Consider the following 14879-nt stretch of genomic DNA (forward strand, 5'->3'; position numbering starts at 1 on the left):
ATCAGCATATGCCAGATGGCTTCCGCGGCCGAGCCCACGCTAAGTGATATCAGAGCGACCGTCCTCCACTTCATCAGAACTCATGCCTCCGTATGCAGATCGCGATGGCATGCGCCCTCGAGCGTGCGTTCAGTTTCATGGTCGCCCGTCGTTCGAAGGTGGCGACCGTCGCCACGCTTACACCCATTCGCCCCGCGATTTCCTTGGTATTCAGCCCATCCGCATAGAGTCGAAGCGTTTCGCGTTCCTTGTTCGACAGTTTGCCCTGCCTGGCATACTGCTGATCCTCTATGTAGTTGCTGGCATCCTGCAAATCCATGAACCGTACTGCTTCGCCATTGGTCGCCTGCGTCGCTTCGGAAGTCCGCCCGCCTTCGACTCCGTCACATGCTTTGATCGGCATTCGATACGCCTTGCCCTGCGCCGCATCGCAAATGGCGTTCCTGAGATTCGCTATATCCGTTTTCGCGACCAGCGCCTGCATGCCGCTGAAGGCCGCCGCCTCCCGGAAGCTCGATACGGTGTAGGAGGTGACGCCCACGACGCCGACCTGTGAGGTGCGGGCCCGAATCGCGCGGCTGATTTCCGGACCGTCCGCACCCGCCATGGCCATATCGGTGACGAGCACATCCGGACGTTTGGCCGTGCTGACGCAACGACTGATCGCCACCGCACCTATGTCGGTGGTCCAAATCACTTCGAAGCCGGCATCAAGCCGTTCTATCAACGTTTTCATTACCGTAAGCGCATATGGGTCGTTGTCTACGATTCCGATTCGAATGGTCATGGCAGGCCCTTTCCTACGTTTCTATCATTATCCGAAATGCACGATGCCGGGCAAGTTGTCATTGAGGCTCTGACAAAAGATGACCTTCCACGCACGGTTCGATATGCTGAAAGCCAACAGACGGCAATCCGCCATTTCGAAGATGACAGGCGGGTCTCATACCAGGTACGAACACCAGACATATCGGCATATTGTAAAGGAAAGGACAAGCCATGAAGCGCATCGATCTGAGGGGCACGACCATAGTCACACCGAAGTCGGCGCAACGGAACAAGGCCGGCAGACGTGTCATCATCGCGATCATCGCGGCGGTACTTGCCATCGCAATCGTAGTGACGGGGGGATTCTGGTATTTCGCTTGGGACGGACGTTACACGGTGGCCGACCTGTTCAGGCCAAAGGCAGTTGCGGCGAGCGATGCCGCGGTGGAGTCATCACGGTCGTTCGCCTACGAAAGCGCGGTGAAGTTCCTTGCCAAGCAGAAGAACGTCAACTACTCTCCCGCTTCGTTGCAGATGGCGTTGCTGGTCGCCGCGCAGGGAGCGAAAGGCGATACGCTGTCGCAACTGCAACAGGCGCTGGCCAGTGAGAAGCTGAGTGACAGCGATCTTACGTCGATCTACCGGTCGATTATCGGCAAACGCAGCGGCAAGTCACGTTTGGATGCGGCGAACTCGATATGGGCCCGTCGCGATCTTACGCTGAACAAGGACTACACCGATGCCGTACGACGTATCTTCGGGACGCAAGTCAAGCGCGTCAAGGCATTCGACAACGACACCAACAAGGCGATGAGCACATGGATCAGCGACCAGACTCGCGGCATGTTGAAACCCGAAATCGACACTCCCAAGAATAACGGCATGTCGATTCTCAATACGCTCTACGCCGACGGCCGTTGGAGCGACCCGTTCGACAAGGCATCCACCAAGAAGTCCACTTTCCACACGCTACAGGGTTCGACGAGCACCATTGATTTCATGCATAAGACCTTCGAGACCGAACAGCATGCGGATGATGTCGACGCGTACACGAAAGGCGACGGCTGGCAACGCGTGGATCTTACGTTTGACAATGGCGGACGCATGAAGATTCTGCTACCGGACAACAACACACGGTTCAAGGCGTTGCGAGGTGACGCCGCCGCATTACGTAAGGCGTTCTCTGCCAAATCGAATGCGCAGAGCGATACCGAAGTCAATGTAAGCCTGCCGAAGTTCAGCATCGACAGTACGTTCGACAGTGATTCAATGATCAAGGCGATGCAAGAGATGGGCGTCACCGACGCCTTCAACGTGGATAAGGCTGATTTTTCTGGAATGTCGGATGCGCGGATGTTCATCGGAGCGATCGTTCAGGGCACGCGCATCGAAGTGACGGAGGCTGGGGCCAAGGCCGCGGCTTATACGCAAATCGATATGGAATTGGCGATGATGCCCGTCGAAACCGTCGATTTCAATGTAGACCGCCCATTCCTCTACGAATTCGACTCCCCTGACGGTCTGCCGTTGTTCATCGGCGCCGTGACCGAACTGTAAAACAGTCTGATTTCCACGGAAAGCGGCTTATTCATGACGCCCACGTATCATGAATAAGCCGCTTTCCGTGGAAATCCGCCATTTGCTGTTGGAGATAAGTCCCAATCCATCCGAAAACACGATAATGCACTCCGCACCATGGCCTATACTGGTCTGCCGGTAATGAACTTTTCTGACCGGAGGGCGGGCAGGCTCCTCACCTTACTGATTTCCCTCCGCCGGTCGCGTGGGCGCCCACTTTGGCGCAGAAAGCAAGGTGAACGATGGCTCAAACGCGCGTTCAACACATCCCTTCGGCTGGGAACAAGGCCTCCGCGACGGCGCCTGCGACTTCGGATTCCGTCATCATTACGGCACTGCATCGCTTCATGACAATCTGCACAAGACGTGTTCCCACGATTGCCGCAATCGTGTTGCTACTGGTGATCTGGGAGGCTTGGGTACGGCTCGGCCATGTGCCGAGCACGATGATCGCCGCTCCGAGCGAAATCGCACAGGCCACCGTCGAAACCTGGCCGACGCTTTGGCCCGCAACGCAGGTCACGTTATTGGAAGGCACCGTCGGATTCCTGTTCGCCGTAGCATGCGGCATTCTGATTGGCATTCTCCTGTACTGTTCGCGCACGGCGAACGCCGCATTGTTTCCGCTGCTGTCGGCCGCGCAGACCATGCCGCTGATCTCGATCGCCCCGTTGTTTCTGATTTGGTTCGGTTTTGAGATTTCCGGCAAAATCGTGATCGTGACGGTTTTCGGCCTGTTCCCGATCGCGGTGCAGACGATTCGCGGACTCGAGGCAGTGCCGCAATTTTATTCCGATGTCGCGTTAACCTGCGGTGCGACGAAGACGTGGACCCTGTGGCACGTGAAGCTGCGCGTCGCCGCACGGCAGATCTATGGCGGCATCCGCGTCTCCGCAGCCTACATTTTCGCCACCGCCGCGACCGCGGAATATCTGGGCGCACGCAAAGGCCTCGGCATCTGGCTGCAGGCGGCATACAACTCGTTCCGCACACCGCTGATCTTCTCGGCCACACTGGTCATCATCGTAATCACCGGCATGCTCATGTGCCTGGTGAACCTGAGCGAACGCATCCTCCTCGGCCCCGCCGACGCCGACGAGGATCCGGATGCGGAGCAGTGAAACCCTCAGTTCCATCACACGTCACACCAACCCGTATAATGGGTGACGCTGTTAAGCCAATGTGTGGCAAACCGGCCATATTCCACCGCCCGCTGGGTACATCCATAGGGCACATAAGGAATCGTCGGGGGCATTGGACGAGCGGAGGGCTTGGGCCCTTCGTACCGTTTTCTGCCCGAACTCCGCCCGCAGCACATCCCTAGAAAACGGTAGAGAAGCAAGATTCAAGGGAAATCACATCGTATGAAGAACAGCATCTTCAGCAAATTCGCCGGCAAGGCAATCGCACTACTGGGCTCTGCGGCCATGGTTTTCAGCGTCTCCGCATGCGGCCAGAGCAACGACACCTCCGCCCAAACCGATTCGGATGGCCTGACCAAGGTGACGTTCATGCTTTCCTGGGCTCCGGATACCAACCATATCGGCGTGTACGTGGCTAAGAACAAGGGCTATTTCAAGAGCGTCGGCCTTGACGTGGATATCGTGGCCGTAGCGCAGGCCGGCGCCGAGCAGGCCGTCAACAACGGCGTGGCCGACTTCGCGCTGTCGAATCTCACCAATGTGAGCATGTATGCCGTCAAGGGCGCGAAGATCAAGCAGGTCATGCAGGTGCAGCAGAAGCCGAGCGCCATCTGGTGCTCGCTGGTGTCCAACACCGAGATCACGTCCCCGAAGGACTTCGACGGCAAGACCTTCGCCACCTTCGGCTCGAACGAATCCGACGCGGTGATTCGCCGCATGATCCAGACCGACGGCGGCAAGGGCACCTTCGACAAGGTGACCGTCGGCACCTCCACCTTCCAGACCCTGTCCAGCAAGAAGGCGGACTTCGGCGGCTTCTACGCCACTTGGGAGGGCGTGCAGGCCGACATGTACGGCCCGAAACTCAACTGCTTCACCGAACCCGATTACGGCGTGCCCGGCAATGCCGACACCATCGGTGTGATCACCAGCGACAAGACCATATCCTCCAATCCCGATCTGGTGAAGAAGTTCGTCGAGGCCACCAAGAAGGGCTACGAATACGCGTATTCCAATCCGGACGATGCAGCGGAAATCCTTGTGAAGGAGGCTCCTGATGCGAATCTCAAGCCCGCATTCGTCAAGAAGAGCATGAAGACGATCGTGGACGGCCAGTATTGGGGAGATCCGTCCAAAATCAAGGACGGTTCGTTCGTGTTCGGCACGAACGACACCGAAGGTGCGCAGGAGTATTTCGACTTCCTCGCGCAGGAAGACGCCTACACCGATTCGCACGACAAGGTGATTCACGAGGCTCCGCAGGCCGATGATCTCGCCACCGACGAATTCCTGAAGTAGGTAACGACATGCGCTTTCGTGCCGAATATGCGGAACACGCTTGGAACACGCGTGATAACACTGCATGTTCGGCACGTCTTCTACGGCATCGATTCGGTACAGTGAATGCATGACCATACAGTCTGAAGAACCCATGAACGACCGCAAACTGATTCTCGACGTGGACACCGGCATCGACGATGCCTTGGCTTTGGCGTATCTTGCGACTTTCGATGATGTCAACCTGCTCGGCGTAGTTGGCACATACGGCAATGTCGCGATGGGAAAGGCCGTTCGCAATACGCAGTATGTGCTGGAGCGGTTGGGGCTCCGGCACATTCCAGTGATGCGCGGATCGTCGCATCCATCTTGGGCTGCATCATTCATTCCTGACGCCGGCTGTGCGCAGTTCCACGGCACGGACGGATTGGGAGGATTCGGGCCAGACGCTTCCGCACTTGCCGGAATGTCCGATTCTGGCGAAACGGACATTCCGGCCACTTCCGCACCCACCTGCGTGTCCGATTCGGCCGAATCGGACATGTGCAGGCTGATTTCCGTCGGCGGCTATGACGTGCATGACCCGCACGCGAATCCTGCCGCTGACTCGTTTTCACTTACCTTCTCCTCCCCTGGTGCCGCAAACGTCCCTTGCTCCCCTGTCCTGTCGGAAGGCGTGCGTTTCATCATTGACACGGTCCGCCGATATGGCCGTAACGTCACGGTGGTGGCCACCGGCCCACTAACCGATGTCGATATGGCTCTTACCGCAGCACCGGACATCGCCGGCAGACTGCGACTGGTGATGATGGGCGGCACACTCACCCAGGAAGGCAACTGTTGGGATCTGACCGCCGAAACGAACATCATCCAAGATCCCGAAGCAGCGGACCGTGTGTTCCATTCCGGCGCGGATATCACCATGATCGGTTTGGATGTAACGCACCAGTGTCTGCTGGGCGGCATGGCCACTCGACGTTGGAGGGAGACTGCAGACCTGCGGGCGCACGCCAGGCTGGATCCATCGGCATCCTTGGAAGGCGTTGCATGCTCACATCGCTTATCCGACCCAGGCACGCTGCGATTCCTTGCCGATATCGCTGACTTTTCCATCGCCGCCAATCTCAGGGCCGACGCACGCCTCTTTTCCGCAGGCATGCCACTGCATGATCCGCTCGCCGCAGCCGTCGCCGTCGATTCGACGTTGGTCCGCTGCCTTGACCTGCCGATGAAGGTCGAAACGAAAACGGGTGACTTCCACGGTACGCGCGGCCGTACCGTCGGCGATCCGGAGGGTCTGATCAATCCGCAGGCGCCCCGCATCCATGTCGCATTGCATGTCGATGCCGAACGCTTCGTAGATGAATTCGCGAACCGTATCGACGGCATCCGGCGTTAGTCGGGCTGTACCGGCACGGCACTTGGTGGTTCGTTCGGACGAAATTTGGAAGATGGTGGTTTGTTCGGACGAAATCAGCCCGGATTTCGTCCGAACAAACCACCAATTCCGTAGAAACGTCTGAACACACCACCATCAGCCATAATTAGCCGCACGATTCCCGCCTTGGCACACGCGCACTCTCCAATCGCCGCGTCAGGGTTCGAGCATCGTCCAAATCCGTGTAATACATACGAATCATGTCCACGCCTTGCTTGCCCAAACACCGCTGCCGATCGCGCTCTTCATCGACAACCTGCCTAATCGTGCGTCCCGAGGTCATCGACGGATCCACATATTTTCGTACTCCATCAAATTCCCCGGCGATCAGCGTGCCGTCCTCGCGTTTCCACAGGAAATCCACCCTATGCATATGACCGTGACGATTCGAGCAGGGAAACTCAGCCTGAATCCAATGCACAGGAAATCCTAACTCATCCAATACCGCACGGCATTCCGATTCTCCGCCGTTCTCGCTGCCACCATTGCCCTTGGCGATTACGGAGCGAATGCGTTCCCTGCCGCGCAGCATCGGAAGAGCATCCGCATACGCCAGCAACGACTCGATTGTGATTCTTCCCTGACGCAACGCGGAATCAATCGGTGCCAACGCGTAGCGAAACGGCATCATCGCGGCGCAATCGACAAGCGTGCGCTGGATTGACGTCACATGCACGCCGTCAATGACTACGGCATCGGGATCATTGAGAACGTGATACCGCACGTTCGCCTGGCTTTTAGAACGACGGCACCGATCCACTGCGACATGAATCGGATACAGCTGCCGGTATGAGCATTCCAAACCGTGCATGACCGCCGCACTTGCCCCGCAGAACAACCATTGTTCATGCCATTGCCCCAGCGAACGGATGACATGTCGCAACCGTTCATGCTGGTCAAGACGCTCCCAATACTCCTTGACCGCATATAGACCGCGATATACCCGCACAATACTGCCTTGCTTGACACGTCGCGAAACCACCTTGACATCCGTATCCCAGAACGGACGCATGCAACGTCGCTCCTGCTGCGCCTTCGCAATCAGGAGATTCAAAGAACAGTGCGCTTCTTTTTCACCCATTTGCGCAGTCTAAACGACCTGACCATGTCAAGACAAGTTGACGGTGCGGTCGGAAGGGCCGGGCTAAGGCACACGTGTGCGGCTCATTCGGACGAAATCAGGGAATTGGTGGCTCGTTTGGACGAAATCGGCCCTAATTTCGTCCAAACGGGCCACCAATTTCACGGAAACGTCCGATTGAACCGCCAAGAATGCCCGGCAGATTCCAAAACGCTTGGTGAAATCCTACTTCTTAACCCCACCGAACCGGCGGTCACGGTCAACATAGTGGCTGATGGAACGCCACAACACCTCACGGCCGCAGTCGGGGAAGAGCTCCGGCACGAAGTCGAGTTCGGCGTAGGCGGCCTCCCACGGCAGGAAGTTGGAGGTGCGCTGTTCGCCGGAAGTACGGATCACCAGATCGCAATCCGGAATGTCCGGATTGTACAGGTGATCGGCAATCATCTTTTCGGTCACACGGTCGCCGGAAATCCTGCCGTCACGCACCTCACGCGCGATGGCTGCGCAGGCGTCGGCGATTTCGGCACGGCCTCCATAATTCAGGCAGAACACCACATCGATGGTCTTGTTGTTCTTGGTGCGCTCCTGCGCCACCTCAAGTTCGTCGATGACGGACTTCCACAGTTTCGGGCGGCGACCGGACCAGCGCACGCGTACGCCCCACTCGTCCATCTGCGCCACACGACGGTGGATGATGTCACGCGAGAAGCCCATGAGGAAGCGCACCTCCTGAGGCGAGCGCTTCCAGTTCTCAGTGGAGAACGTGTACAGCGACAAGTAGCGTACGCCCGCCTCGATGGCACCGGCAATGGTGTCGAATACCACCGGTTCGGCGGCCTGATGGCCGTCGGTGCGGATCAATCCGCGCTGCTGCGCCCAACGACCGTTGCCGTCCATGATTACGCCCACATGGCGCGGTACCTTGTTCTTCGGGAAATCGGGAATAATCGACGGATCGGAAAAAGGAGCCGCCGGAATGTCAAGCGACTTGTAGTCCACGTTCTCAAAAGCCATACCCGCTAATCTAGCAAGCGCAGCGAACGAATCGGCCGCTCCAGATAGTACTCGCCCCATTTTTCCACCAATTGGCGGGTTTCGGCGGTCAGTGGTGCCGTATCCAACTCTCCCCAATCGCCGTCGACCAGCGCCTGCATCTGGCAGAGTGTGTTCCAAGGAATCAGCGTGGATTCCGGAGTGTGGTCGGCGGAGCACATCACGCCACCGGCTGGAATCGAAAAATACCAGGTCCTTCCGGCATCGATCGGATCTCCGCAGACCACGCAGGCACGCAAGCGCGGAGTCCATCCTGCAAGTGCCAATGCCCGCATCACATAGGAGTCTCCGATCGCATTCGAATCATGCGCATGTTTGGCAAGCGCATTCAACGCACCCAACACCAGCCGGTACTGCATCGTCATACGCTCGTGTTCGCCGGCCACGAGTTTGTCGGCGGTTTCGGCGATCACATTGGCTGCGGCATAGGCGCCATAGTCGGCGCAGATCGGTCCGGCATAGGCGGAAATCGATTCGGCCTGTGAGATCACATCAAGGGAGCGGCCTTCGGCTACCAGCACATCCACACGCATGAACGGTTCCAGACGCCCGCCGAACCGTGATTTGGTACGGCGCACACCTTTGGCAACGGCACGGATCTTGCCGTGGTCGCGCGTCAACAAGGTGATGATGCGATCGGCTTCACCGAGTTTTGCCGTGCGCAGCACGACTCCTTCGTCCTGATACAACGGCATGATGTGCACCTCCTTTCCGGATAATCGCCCTGCGTTGTCTTTTCCGGCCCCAGCGGATATCTCAGTAGATGAACAGTCCCCAGAAGGCGAAGACCAGCAGCACGTCCAGCATGGCGATAGCCGTCAGCCAGAACAATATGCGACCGAATCGTGTGGAGGCAAGCACCGGCTGCCGGCCGGAGACTATTTCCCTGATGGCGCCTTGACGTGGAGGCCATTGCGCAAGACCTCGACTGCCCGCCACTTCGATCAGTCTCATGAACACACGCGACCACGCCCAGACCACGGCCACGCAGACAATCTGGATGACGGGCCAACTCCAATACATCATGCCCGGATCCTCGGCTGGCGCACTGCCCCATGCCAATTTGACCACGCCCATGATCACTTCGCCCAGGCCCGCGAAGAACAATACCAATGTGGCCATGGTGGCGATGGTCAGCGTGACCAGCGCATTGCCGAAACCATGAGCGAACCCTAGGCGGTAACGACGCCGATGTGCGCGCGCCCAAATCTTACGGATCAACACCGCCAGCCATACCACCGCAATCGCCAGCAGCAACAACAGCATGCTGACATGCAATACGACCAGATAGATGGTCAGGCCTCGATTCGCCTTCAACTCGAGCGGTACCGCAATCGACTGGTACAGTTCGGCTCCGGCAACGCGTTCACTGGTCTGTGTCAGACCTTCCGTCGTGCCGACGGCCCAACTGATCACATCATTGACATAATCGTCGGCGAACGGCGTGCCGGTGTTCGCCTCGTCCCCCAGGCGCAACACATGATTGGCGATCGGGTAGCTGCGTACGGTCACGTCCCAGTTGCCGGCCTTGTGCGCCATATCCACGATTTTTTCGGTGCCTTCGACCTGTGCGGTCATCACATCCTTGGTACCGTAGGCCACCAGCGTCGGTATCGAATAGGCCTGCGGCACCAGCGTCTCGATATCGAAATTGGTCAGTCCGAACAGTTCCGGATCGATGTTGAAGACGCGACGCACGATCGACTGGTAGCCGTCATGCGCGCCAACCAGCGCGAAATCCTGCGCGGCGAGAAATCCCAACGAATGTCGTGGCGAGTAGACCATGGGGCTGAGGAGCACCTGAAACGCTACGTCATGATCCTGCTGCAGCAGATATGAGGAGATCCATGTGCTTTCGGAAGTCGCATAAATGCCGACCTTCGTCTCGCTGACATTGTCGAGGGAGCGCAGATATGTGATGACCTGATCGTAGATGGCGACCGATCCCGGATAATCACGAGTCGCATCATTGGTGGACCACACCGGCTTGTCGAGCACGGCTGTGACGAAGCCAGCGGAGGACAGATCGTAGGCGATGTCGCCGAAGGAATTGTCGCAGGTTCCGTACCCGGCTCCGTGCATGAAAACTACGCCGGGCCGATTGCCGCCGGCGCCTTTCGGTTCACGGATGAGCACTTTGATTTTTTGGATTTCCCCAGTGGATGGCTGTTTCGCGTCGATGGTGATGTAGCGTTGACTCACCTCATAGTCGCCCTGTTGGGTGACGGCCTTGCCGGTCGTGTCGTCGAAGGTGATTGCAGTATCGGACGCCAGTGTTTCGATGGTCTGTCCGGTCGGTTCGTAATTCCACGTGGTCGCGGTCAGATTCGAGATGGAAACCAGAACACCCAGCAGAATAATGAAGATGGGCAGGCTTACCATCAACCGTCTGCCGCGCGACCATGCCCGCGCCGGGCGAGCGGTTTGAAGCTGACGTTCCTGATGTGACACGCCGTTCATTCTACCGACTCCGGCTGAGATGACCTTCAGTGCGTAACGGGTACGACCACCGGTCCGGTGGCGTTGACCGGCACCTGACCGTCGCTTTCCATCTGTGCGGCGATATCCTGCGCCTTGGTGAGCAGGGTTTCGACGATCTGGTCTTCCGGCACGGTCTGGATGACTTTGCCTTTGATGAAAATCTGTCCCTTGCCATTGCCTGAGGCCACGCCCAGATCGGCTTCGCGAGCTTCGCCGGGGCCGTTGACGATGCAGCCCATTACGGCCACGCGAATCGGCGCGGTGATATCCTTCAGCCCCTCGGTCACGGCATTGGCGAGCTGTATCACATCGACCTGCGAACGGCCGCAACTCGGGCAGGAAATGATGTCGAATTTGCGTTGCCGCAGTCCCATGTATTCGAGCAGCTTGCAGCCGACCTTCACTTCCTCGACCGGCGGAGCGGACAATGACACACGAATCGTGTCGCCGATACCCTCCGCCAGCAACGCGCCGAACGCGAGACACGACTTGATGGTGCCCTGCCATGCCGGACCTGCCTCGGTGACGCCGAGGTGCAACGGCCAGTCGCCTTTGGAGGCAAGCAGACGGTAGGTTTCGACCATGGTAATCACATCATGGTGTTTTACGGAGATCTTGAAGTCATGGAAGCCGACGTCCTCGAACATGTGGGCTTCTTTCATGGCGGAGGCGACGAGCGCTTCCGGGGTCGGACCGCCGTATTTGGCGTACAGTTCCTTGTCTAGCGATCCTGCGTTCACGCCGATGCGCAGGGAGATGCCCGCATCGGTGGCCGCCTTGCAGATGGAGGGACCGACTTCGTCGAATTTGCGGATATTGCCCGGATTCACACGTACCGCGGCACAGCCGGCATCGATGGCCTGAAACACGTATTTGCTTTGAAAGTGAATGTCGGCGATGATCGGAATCGGCGATTTCCTTACGATTTCCGGCAAAGCGTCGGCATCATCCTGGCTGGGCACGGCCACACGCACGATGTCGCAACCGGCCGCGGTCAGTTCAGCGATCTGCTGCAGGGTCGCGGGAACATCGGCTGTGAGCGTATTGGTCATGGACTGCACGGAGATCGGCGCTCCACCGCCGACAGGCACCGGCCCCACCATGATACGGCGGGATTCGCGGCGCGGGTGCAGCGGACTTTCGCTGATGGCGGCTTCACCGGTCTTGCGGAACGGCTTTTCGATTTCTGGCATCGTCAATAATCCTTGTAAGTCAAAGCATCGTCGGCGGAGCCAACGAAACCACTACTGAGCAAACCACTACTTATTTATCAGTTCGTCGGCACGACGGCGAGCTTCATGTTCGAGTTGGCTCATTTCCTCCACGGATGCGAACAGCGGATTGCCTCGCATTTCACAGTCCATGTCGTCAAGCACCTCTTTGACGGTATCGACGATGCCAAGGTACGGTAGACGATGCTCCAGGAAGGCATGCACAGCCTGTTCGTTGGCCGCGTTCAGTACCGCGGTATGCTTTTCGGACGCCTCAAGGCAGTGGCGTGCAAGGTTTACGGCCGGGAACGCCTCATCATCAAGCGGTTCGAAGGTCCATGTGGCAGCCTTCGTCCAATCACAGGCCGCAGCGACATCGCCAAGTCGTTCCGGAGCGGAGAGTCCCAACGCGATCGGCAGCCTCATGTCCGGCGGCGAAGCCTGCGCAATGGTGGCGCCATCACGGAACTCGACCATCGAATGCACGATGGACTGCGGGTGCACGGTCACCTCGATGCGGCTTGGCGGCACGTCGAACAATCGGCTCGCCTCAATCACTTCCAAGCCCTTGTTCATCAACGTGGACGAGTTGATGGTTACGACCGGCCCCATATGCCAAGTCGGATGGTTCAATGCCTGCTCGGGCGTGATGTCGATCATTTGATTGCGCGTCCAACCGCGGAACGGACCGCCGGATGCGGTTACGACCAGTTTGGACACCTCGCCATGCGTGCCGGAACGCAGCGACTGCCAGATGGCGGAATGTTCGGAATCGACCGGGTTGATCTGCTGCGCACGAACCTGCGCGTCGAACAGCAGGTGACCGCCGGCCACCACGGATTCCTTGTTCGCCAATGCAAGCTGGGAGCCGGATCGCAGCGCCGCAATGGACGGCTCAAGACCAATCGAACCGGTAATGCCGTTGAGTACCACATCGGCACCGGAACCGGCCATATTCACCACGGCTTCGGGTCCGGCGGTCACTTCGACATGTGCAGCTCCCGCCTGTGCCAGAGCATCACGCAACGGTTGCACGGCATGCTCGTCGAACACGGCCACGCTTGAAACGTGAAACTGCGCGGCCTGCCGGGCAAGCAGGTCCACATGCGCACCGCCGGCCGCCAAACCGACCACGTCGAAGCGATCGGGATGGCGTGAGATGACGTCGAGGCCCTGCGTGCCGATAGAACCGGTGGATCCAAGAATTACGACTGTTGAAGTCTGCATAAGCTATGCGTTTTCTCCAGTGTTGATAGATGCGACAATCCGATGATCGACCGACGACAGTTGCCGATCAGTCATCGAATGTCGGGAAGGACAGATCGGGAATGTCGACGTTCAGGCCATGCGAATCACCGGGGAACAGCGGCGAAACCTTCGATTCGTCCTTCTTCTCCTCGGTCTTGCCCGCATCCTCCACAGTAGGGGCCTCAGGCTTCGTGGCGGTTCCGGCGGGCTCAGCCGGTGCCGCCGAAGGTGCGGAAGCGCTCGAAATGTCAATGGACGGAGGAACCGGCGTATGCTGGGCGGCCAACAACGAGGTCATGGAGCTCAGGTCGAGAGCGTCGGTGTTGACCTGTGGCACGCTTGGGACGGACAGATCCGGAACATACGGCGCAGACGAGGTTTCGGCCGGGGACGGCTCGTCGGTCGATTCAGCCATATGGGCCAAAGCGGCCAGCGAGGAATCGGCAGCGGGCTCAGCCGGTTTGTAGGCCGGGGCCGCAGGAGCGAAGCTCGGCGGCATATCAGAAACGGGAGCTTCAGCGTTCGCGTCTTCCTCGGCCTTGTTTTCCACGGAGGCGCGAGTGACGGACGGTTGGAATACTGGAGGCACAGATGGCGGGAACGTCGCCGATGTCTCCGCCTCCGGCGTGCTGACGGGAGAGACGGCCGGAGCCGCGAAAATCTCACGTTCGGCCTTGTTAAGCGCATCGAACGACTCGCCCGGCTTCGAAGCCGTTTCGTCGTCATGTTCCGTCGTCATCGCAGGCTTGGCGAACAGCGGAGCGATCAACTGGGTCTCCTTGGCATCGGAGGAGGCCGACGTCTGCTGCGAGGTCTCAGTGGGCTCGCCCACGAAATCGGCCACGCGGGCGTATGACTCCAGACGGGTCAGCAGCTGCACGCATGAACTCAGGTAATAGTCCACCTGCCGTTCGTCATAACCCCGCTTGCCCTTGCGTTGCGTGAAGATCACGTTGGCGACGGACGTCGAATTCAGATCGACGAGATGCTTGGCATCCTCACGGGAGATCTTTTCGATGTCAAGTTCGGAAGCGGCTTTCGCCATGCTCTGGTCGATGATGCGGTCGACCTGCTTGCGGTCGTAGGACGGCGTCTTCGGCTCCCCCGACTTGAAACGTTCGCCGGCCGCACGCTTGGCATGTTCGTCGAGCTGACGGTATAGCGCCTCGGTCTGGGCCTTCCAGGCCACCCGGCCATGCTGAGAGATCTCCCACGTGGTCTGCTTGTCGGCTACGGCACGTTCCAGACGGGCCAGAGCCGCGTCGACCTGGGCAATCACGTAGCCGCCCTTCACCAGATCGAACGAGACATTCTGAATGTCATGCTGGGTCAGCTGAACGCCTTCGCTCTCATACAGCATGTGCGCACGCTCCAAAAAAGCGTCCACCTGCGCAGGGTCATACCCCCACTTGCGCTTTCCGGTGCGAGCGACTCCAGATGCGTTCCTACCGGCTTCAGGTTCCTGCGCCATTGGCTATCGACCTCCTACAGACAGTATTCAACGTCATCACTTTACGTGATTGATTCGACGCCCATGCGATTTCATGCAAAATGTCGCGGAAACAACACGCGAAACACGTCGGAACATACCTGCGGGG

Annotated in this window: 12 protein-coding genes; 4 read left to right on the forward strand and 8 right to left on the reverse strand. The window is 58.6% G+C overall.

Features of this window, described 5'->3' with window-relative positions:
- Positions 1-73 precede the first annotated feature (73 nt).
- The gene (locus tag BBDE_RS07735; RefSeq protein ID WP_003839328.1) at positions 74-787 is read right to left on the reverse strand and encodes a response regulator transcription factor; all 714 of its coding nucleotides are present in this window, start codon (positions 785-787) and stop codon (positions 74-76) included.
- 212 nt (positions 788-999) lie between these two features.
- Here BBDE_RS07735 and BBDE_RS07740 point away from each other — a divergent pair, with 212 nt between their 5' ends.
- From BBDE_RS07740 to BBDE_RS07755, 4 genes are all read left to right on the forward strand, one after another.
- A complete protein-coding gene (locus BBDE_RS07740) occupies positions 1000-2325 on the forward strand; it encodes a serpin family protein (protein ID WP_003839325.1) in 1326 nt (441 codons plus the stop codon).
- A 368-nt stretch (positions 2326-2693) separates the two neighbouring features.
- A complete protein-coding gene (locus BBDE_RS07745) occupies positions 2694-3467 on the forward strand; it encodes an ABC transporter permease (protein ID WP_100070454.1) in 774 nt (257 codons plus the stop codon).
- Positions 3468-3710: 243 nt separating this feature from the next.
- Positions 3711-4787, forward strand: coding sequence for an ABC transporter substrate-binding protein (locus tag BBDE_RS07750; protein ID WP_003839321.1), 1077 nt, complete (start codon positions 3711-3713; stop codon positions 4785-4787).
- Positions 4788-4896: 109 nt separating this feature from the next.
- Positions 4897-6165: a nucleoside hydrolase gene (locus BBDE_RS07755; protein ID WP_003839319.1), complete on the forward strand. Its 1269-nt coding sequence runs from the start codon at positions 4897-4899 to the stop codon at positions 6163-6165.
- Between the two features lie 145 nt (positions 6166-6310).
- Here the strand turns inward: BBDE_RS07755 and BBDE_RS07760 are convergent, their stop codons facing one another.
- The 7 genes from BBDE_RS07760 to BBDE_RS07790 form a co-directional block, all read right to left on the reverse strand.
- A complete protein-coding gene (locus BBDE_RS07760) occupies positions 6311-7258 on the reverse strand; it encodes a type IV toxin-antitoxin system AbiEi family antitoxin domain-containing protein (RefSeq protein ID WP_230454348.1) in 948 nt (315 codons plus the stop codon).
- A gap of 252 nt (positions 7259-7510) precedes the next feature.
- Positions 7511-8302 (reverse strand): isoprenyl transferase, encoded by a 792-nt coding sequence (locus BBDE_RS07765; RefSeq protein WP_003839315.1) that lies wholly within the window; start codon positions 8300-8302, stop codon positions 7511-7513.
- Positions 8303-8307: 5 nt separating this feature from the next.
- Positions 8308-9036, reverse strand: coding sequence for a DNA repair protein RecO (gene recO, locus BBDE_RS07770; RefSeq protein WP_003839314.1), 729 nt, complete (start codon positions 9034-9036; stop codon positions 8308-8310).
- Positions 9037-9097: 61 nt separating this feature from the next.
- Positions 9098-10801 carry an alpha/beta hydrolase family protein gene (locus BBDE_RS07775; RefSeq protein WP_012902361.1) on the reverse strand — a complete coding sequence of 568 codons (1704 nt, stop codon included), beginning with the start codon at positions 10799-10801 and terminating at the stop codon, positions 9098-9100.
- Between the two features lie 26 nt (positions 10802-10827).
- The gene (ispG, locus tag BBDE_RS07780; RefSeq protein ID WP_003839310.1) at positions 10828-12015 is read right to left on the reverse strand and encodes a flavodoxin-dependent (E)-4-hydroxy-3-methylbut-2-enyl-diphosphate synthase; all 1188 of its coding nucleotides are present in this window, start codon (positions 12013-12015) and stop codon (positions 10828-10830) included.
- Between the two features lie 66 nt (positions 12016-12081).
- Complete coding sequence (dxr, locus tag BBDE_RS07785; protein WP_003839309.1) at positions 12082-13260, reverse strand: 1-deoxy-D-xylulose-5-phosphate reductoisomerase; 1179 nt, start codon at positions 13258-13260, stop codon at positions 12082-12084.
- A gap of 67 nt (positions 13261-13327) precedes the next feature.
- The gene (locus tag BBDE_RS07790; protein WP_003839308.1) at positions 13328-14752 is read right to left on the reverse strand and encodes a DivIVA domain-containing protein; all 1425 of its coding nucleotides are present in this window, start codon (positions 14750-14752) and stop codon (positions 13328-13330) included.
- Between the last annotated feature and the right edge of the window lie 127 nt (positions 14753-14879).

The organism is Bifidobacterium dentium JCM 1195 = DSM 20436, from assembly GCF_001042595.1.
Classification (GTDB): Bacteria; Actinomycetota; Actinomycetes; order Actinomycetales; family Bifidobacteriaceae; genus Bifidobacterium; species Bifidobacterium dentium.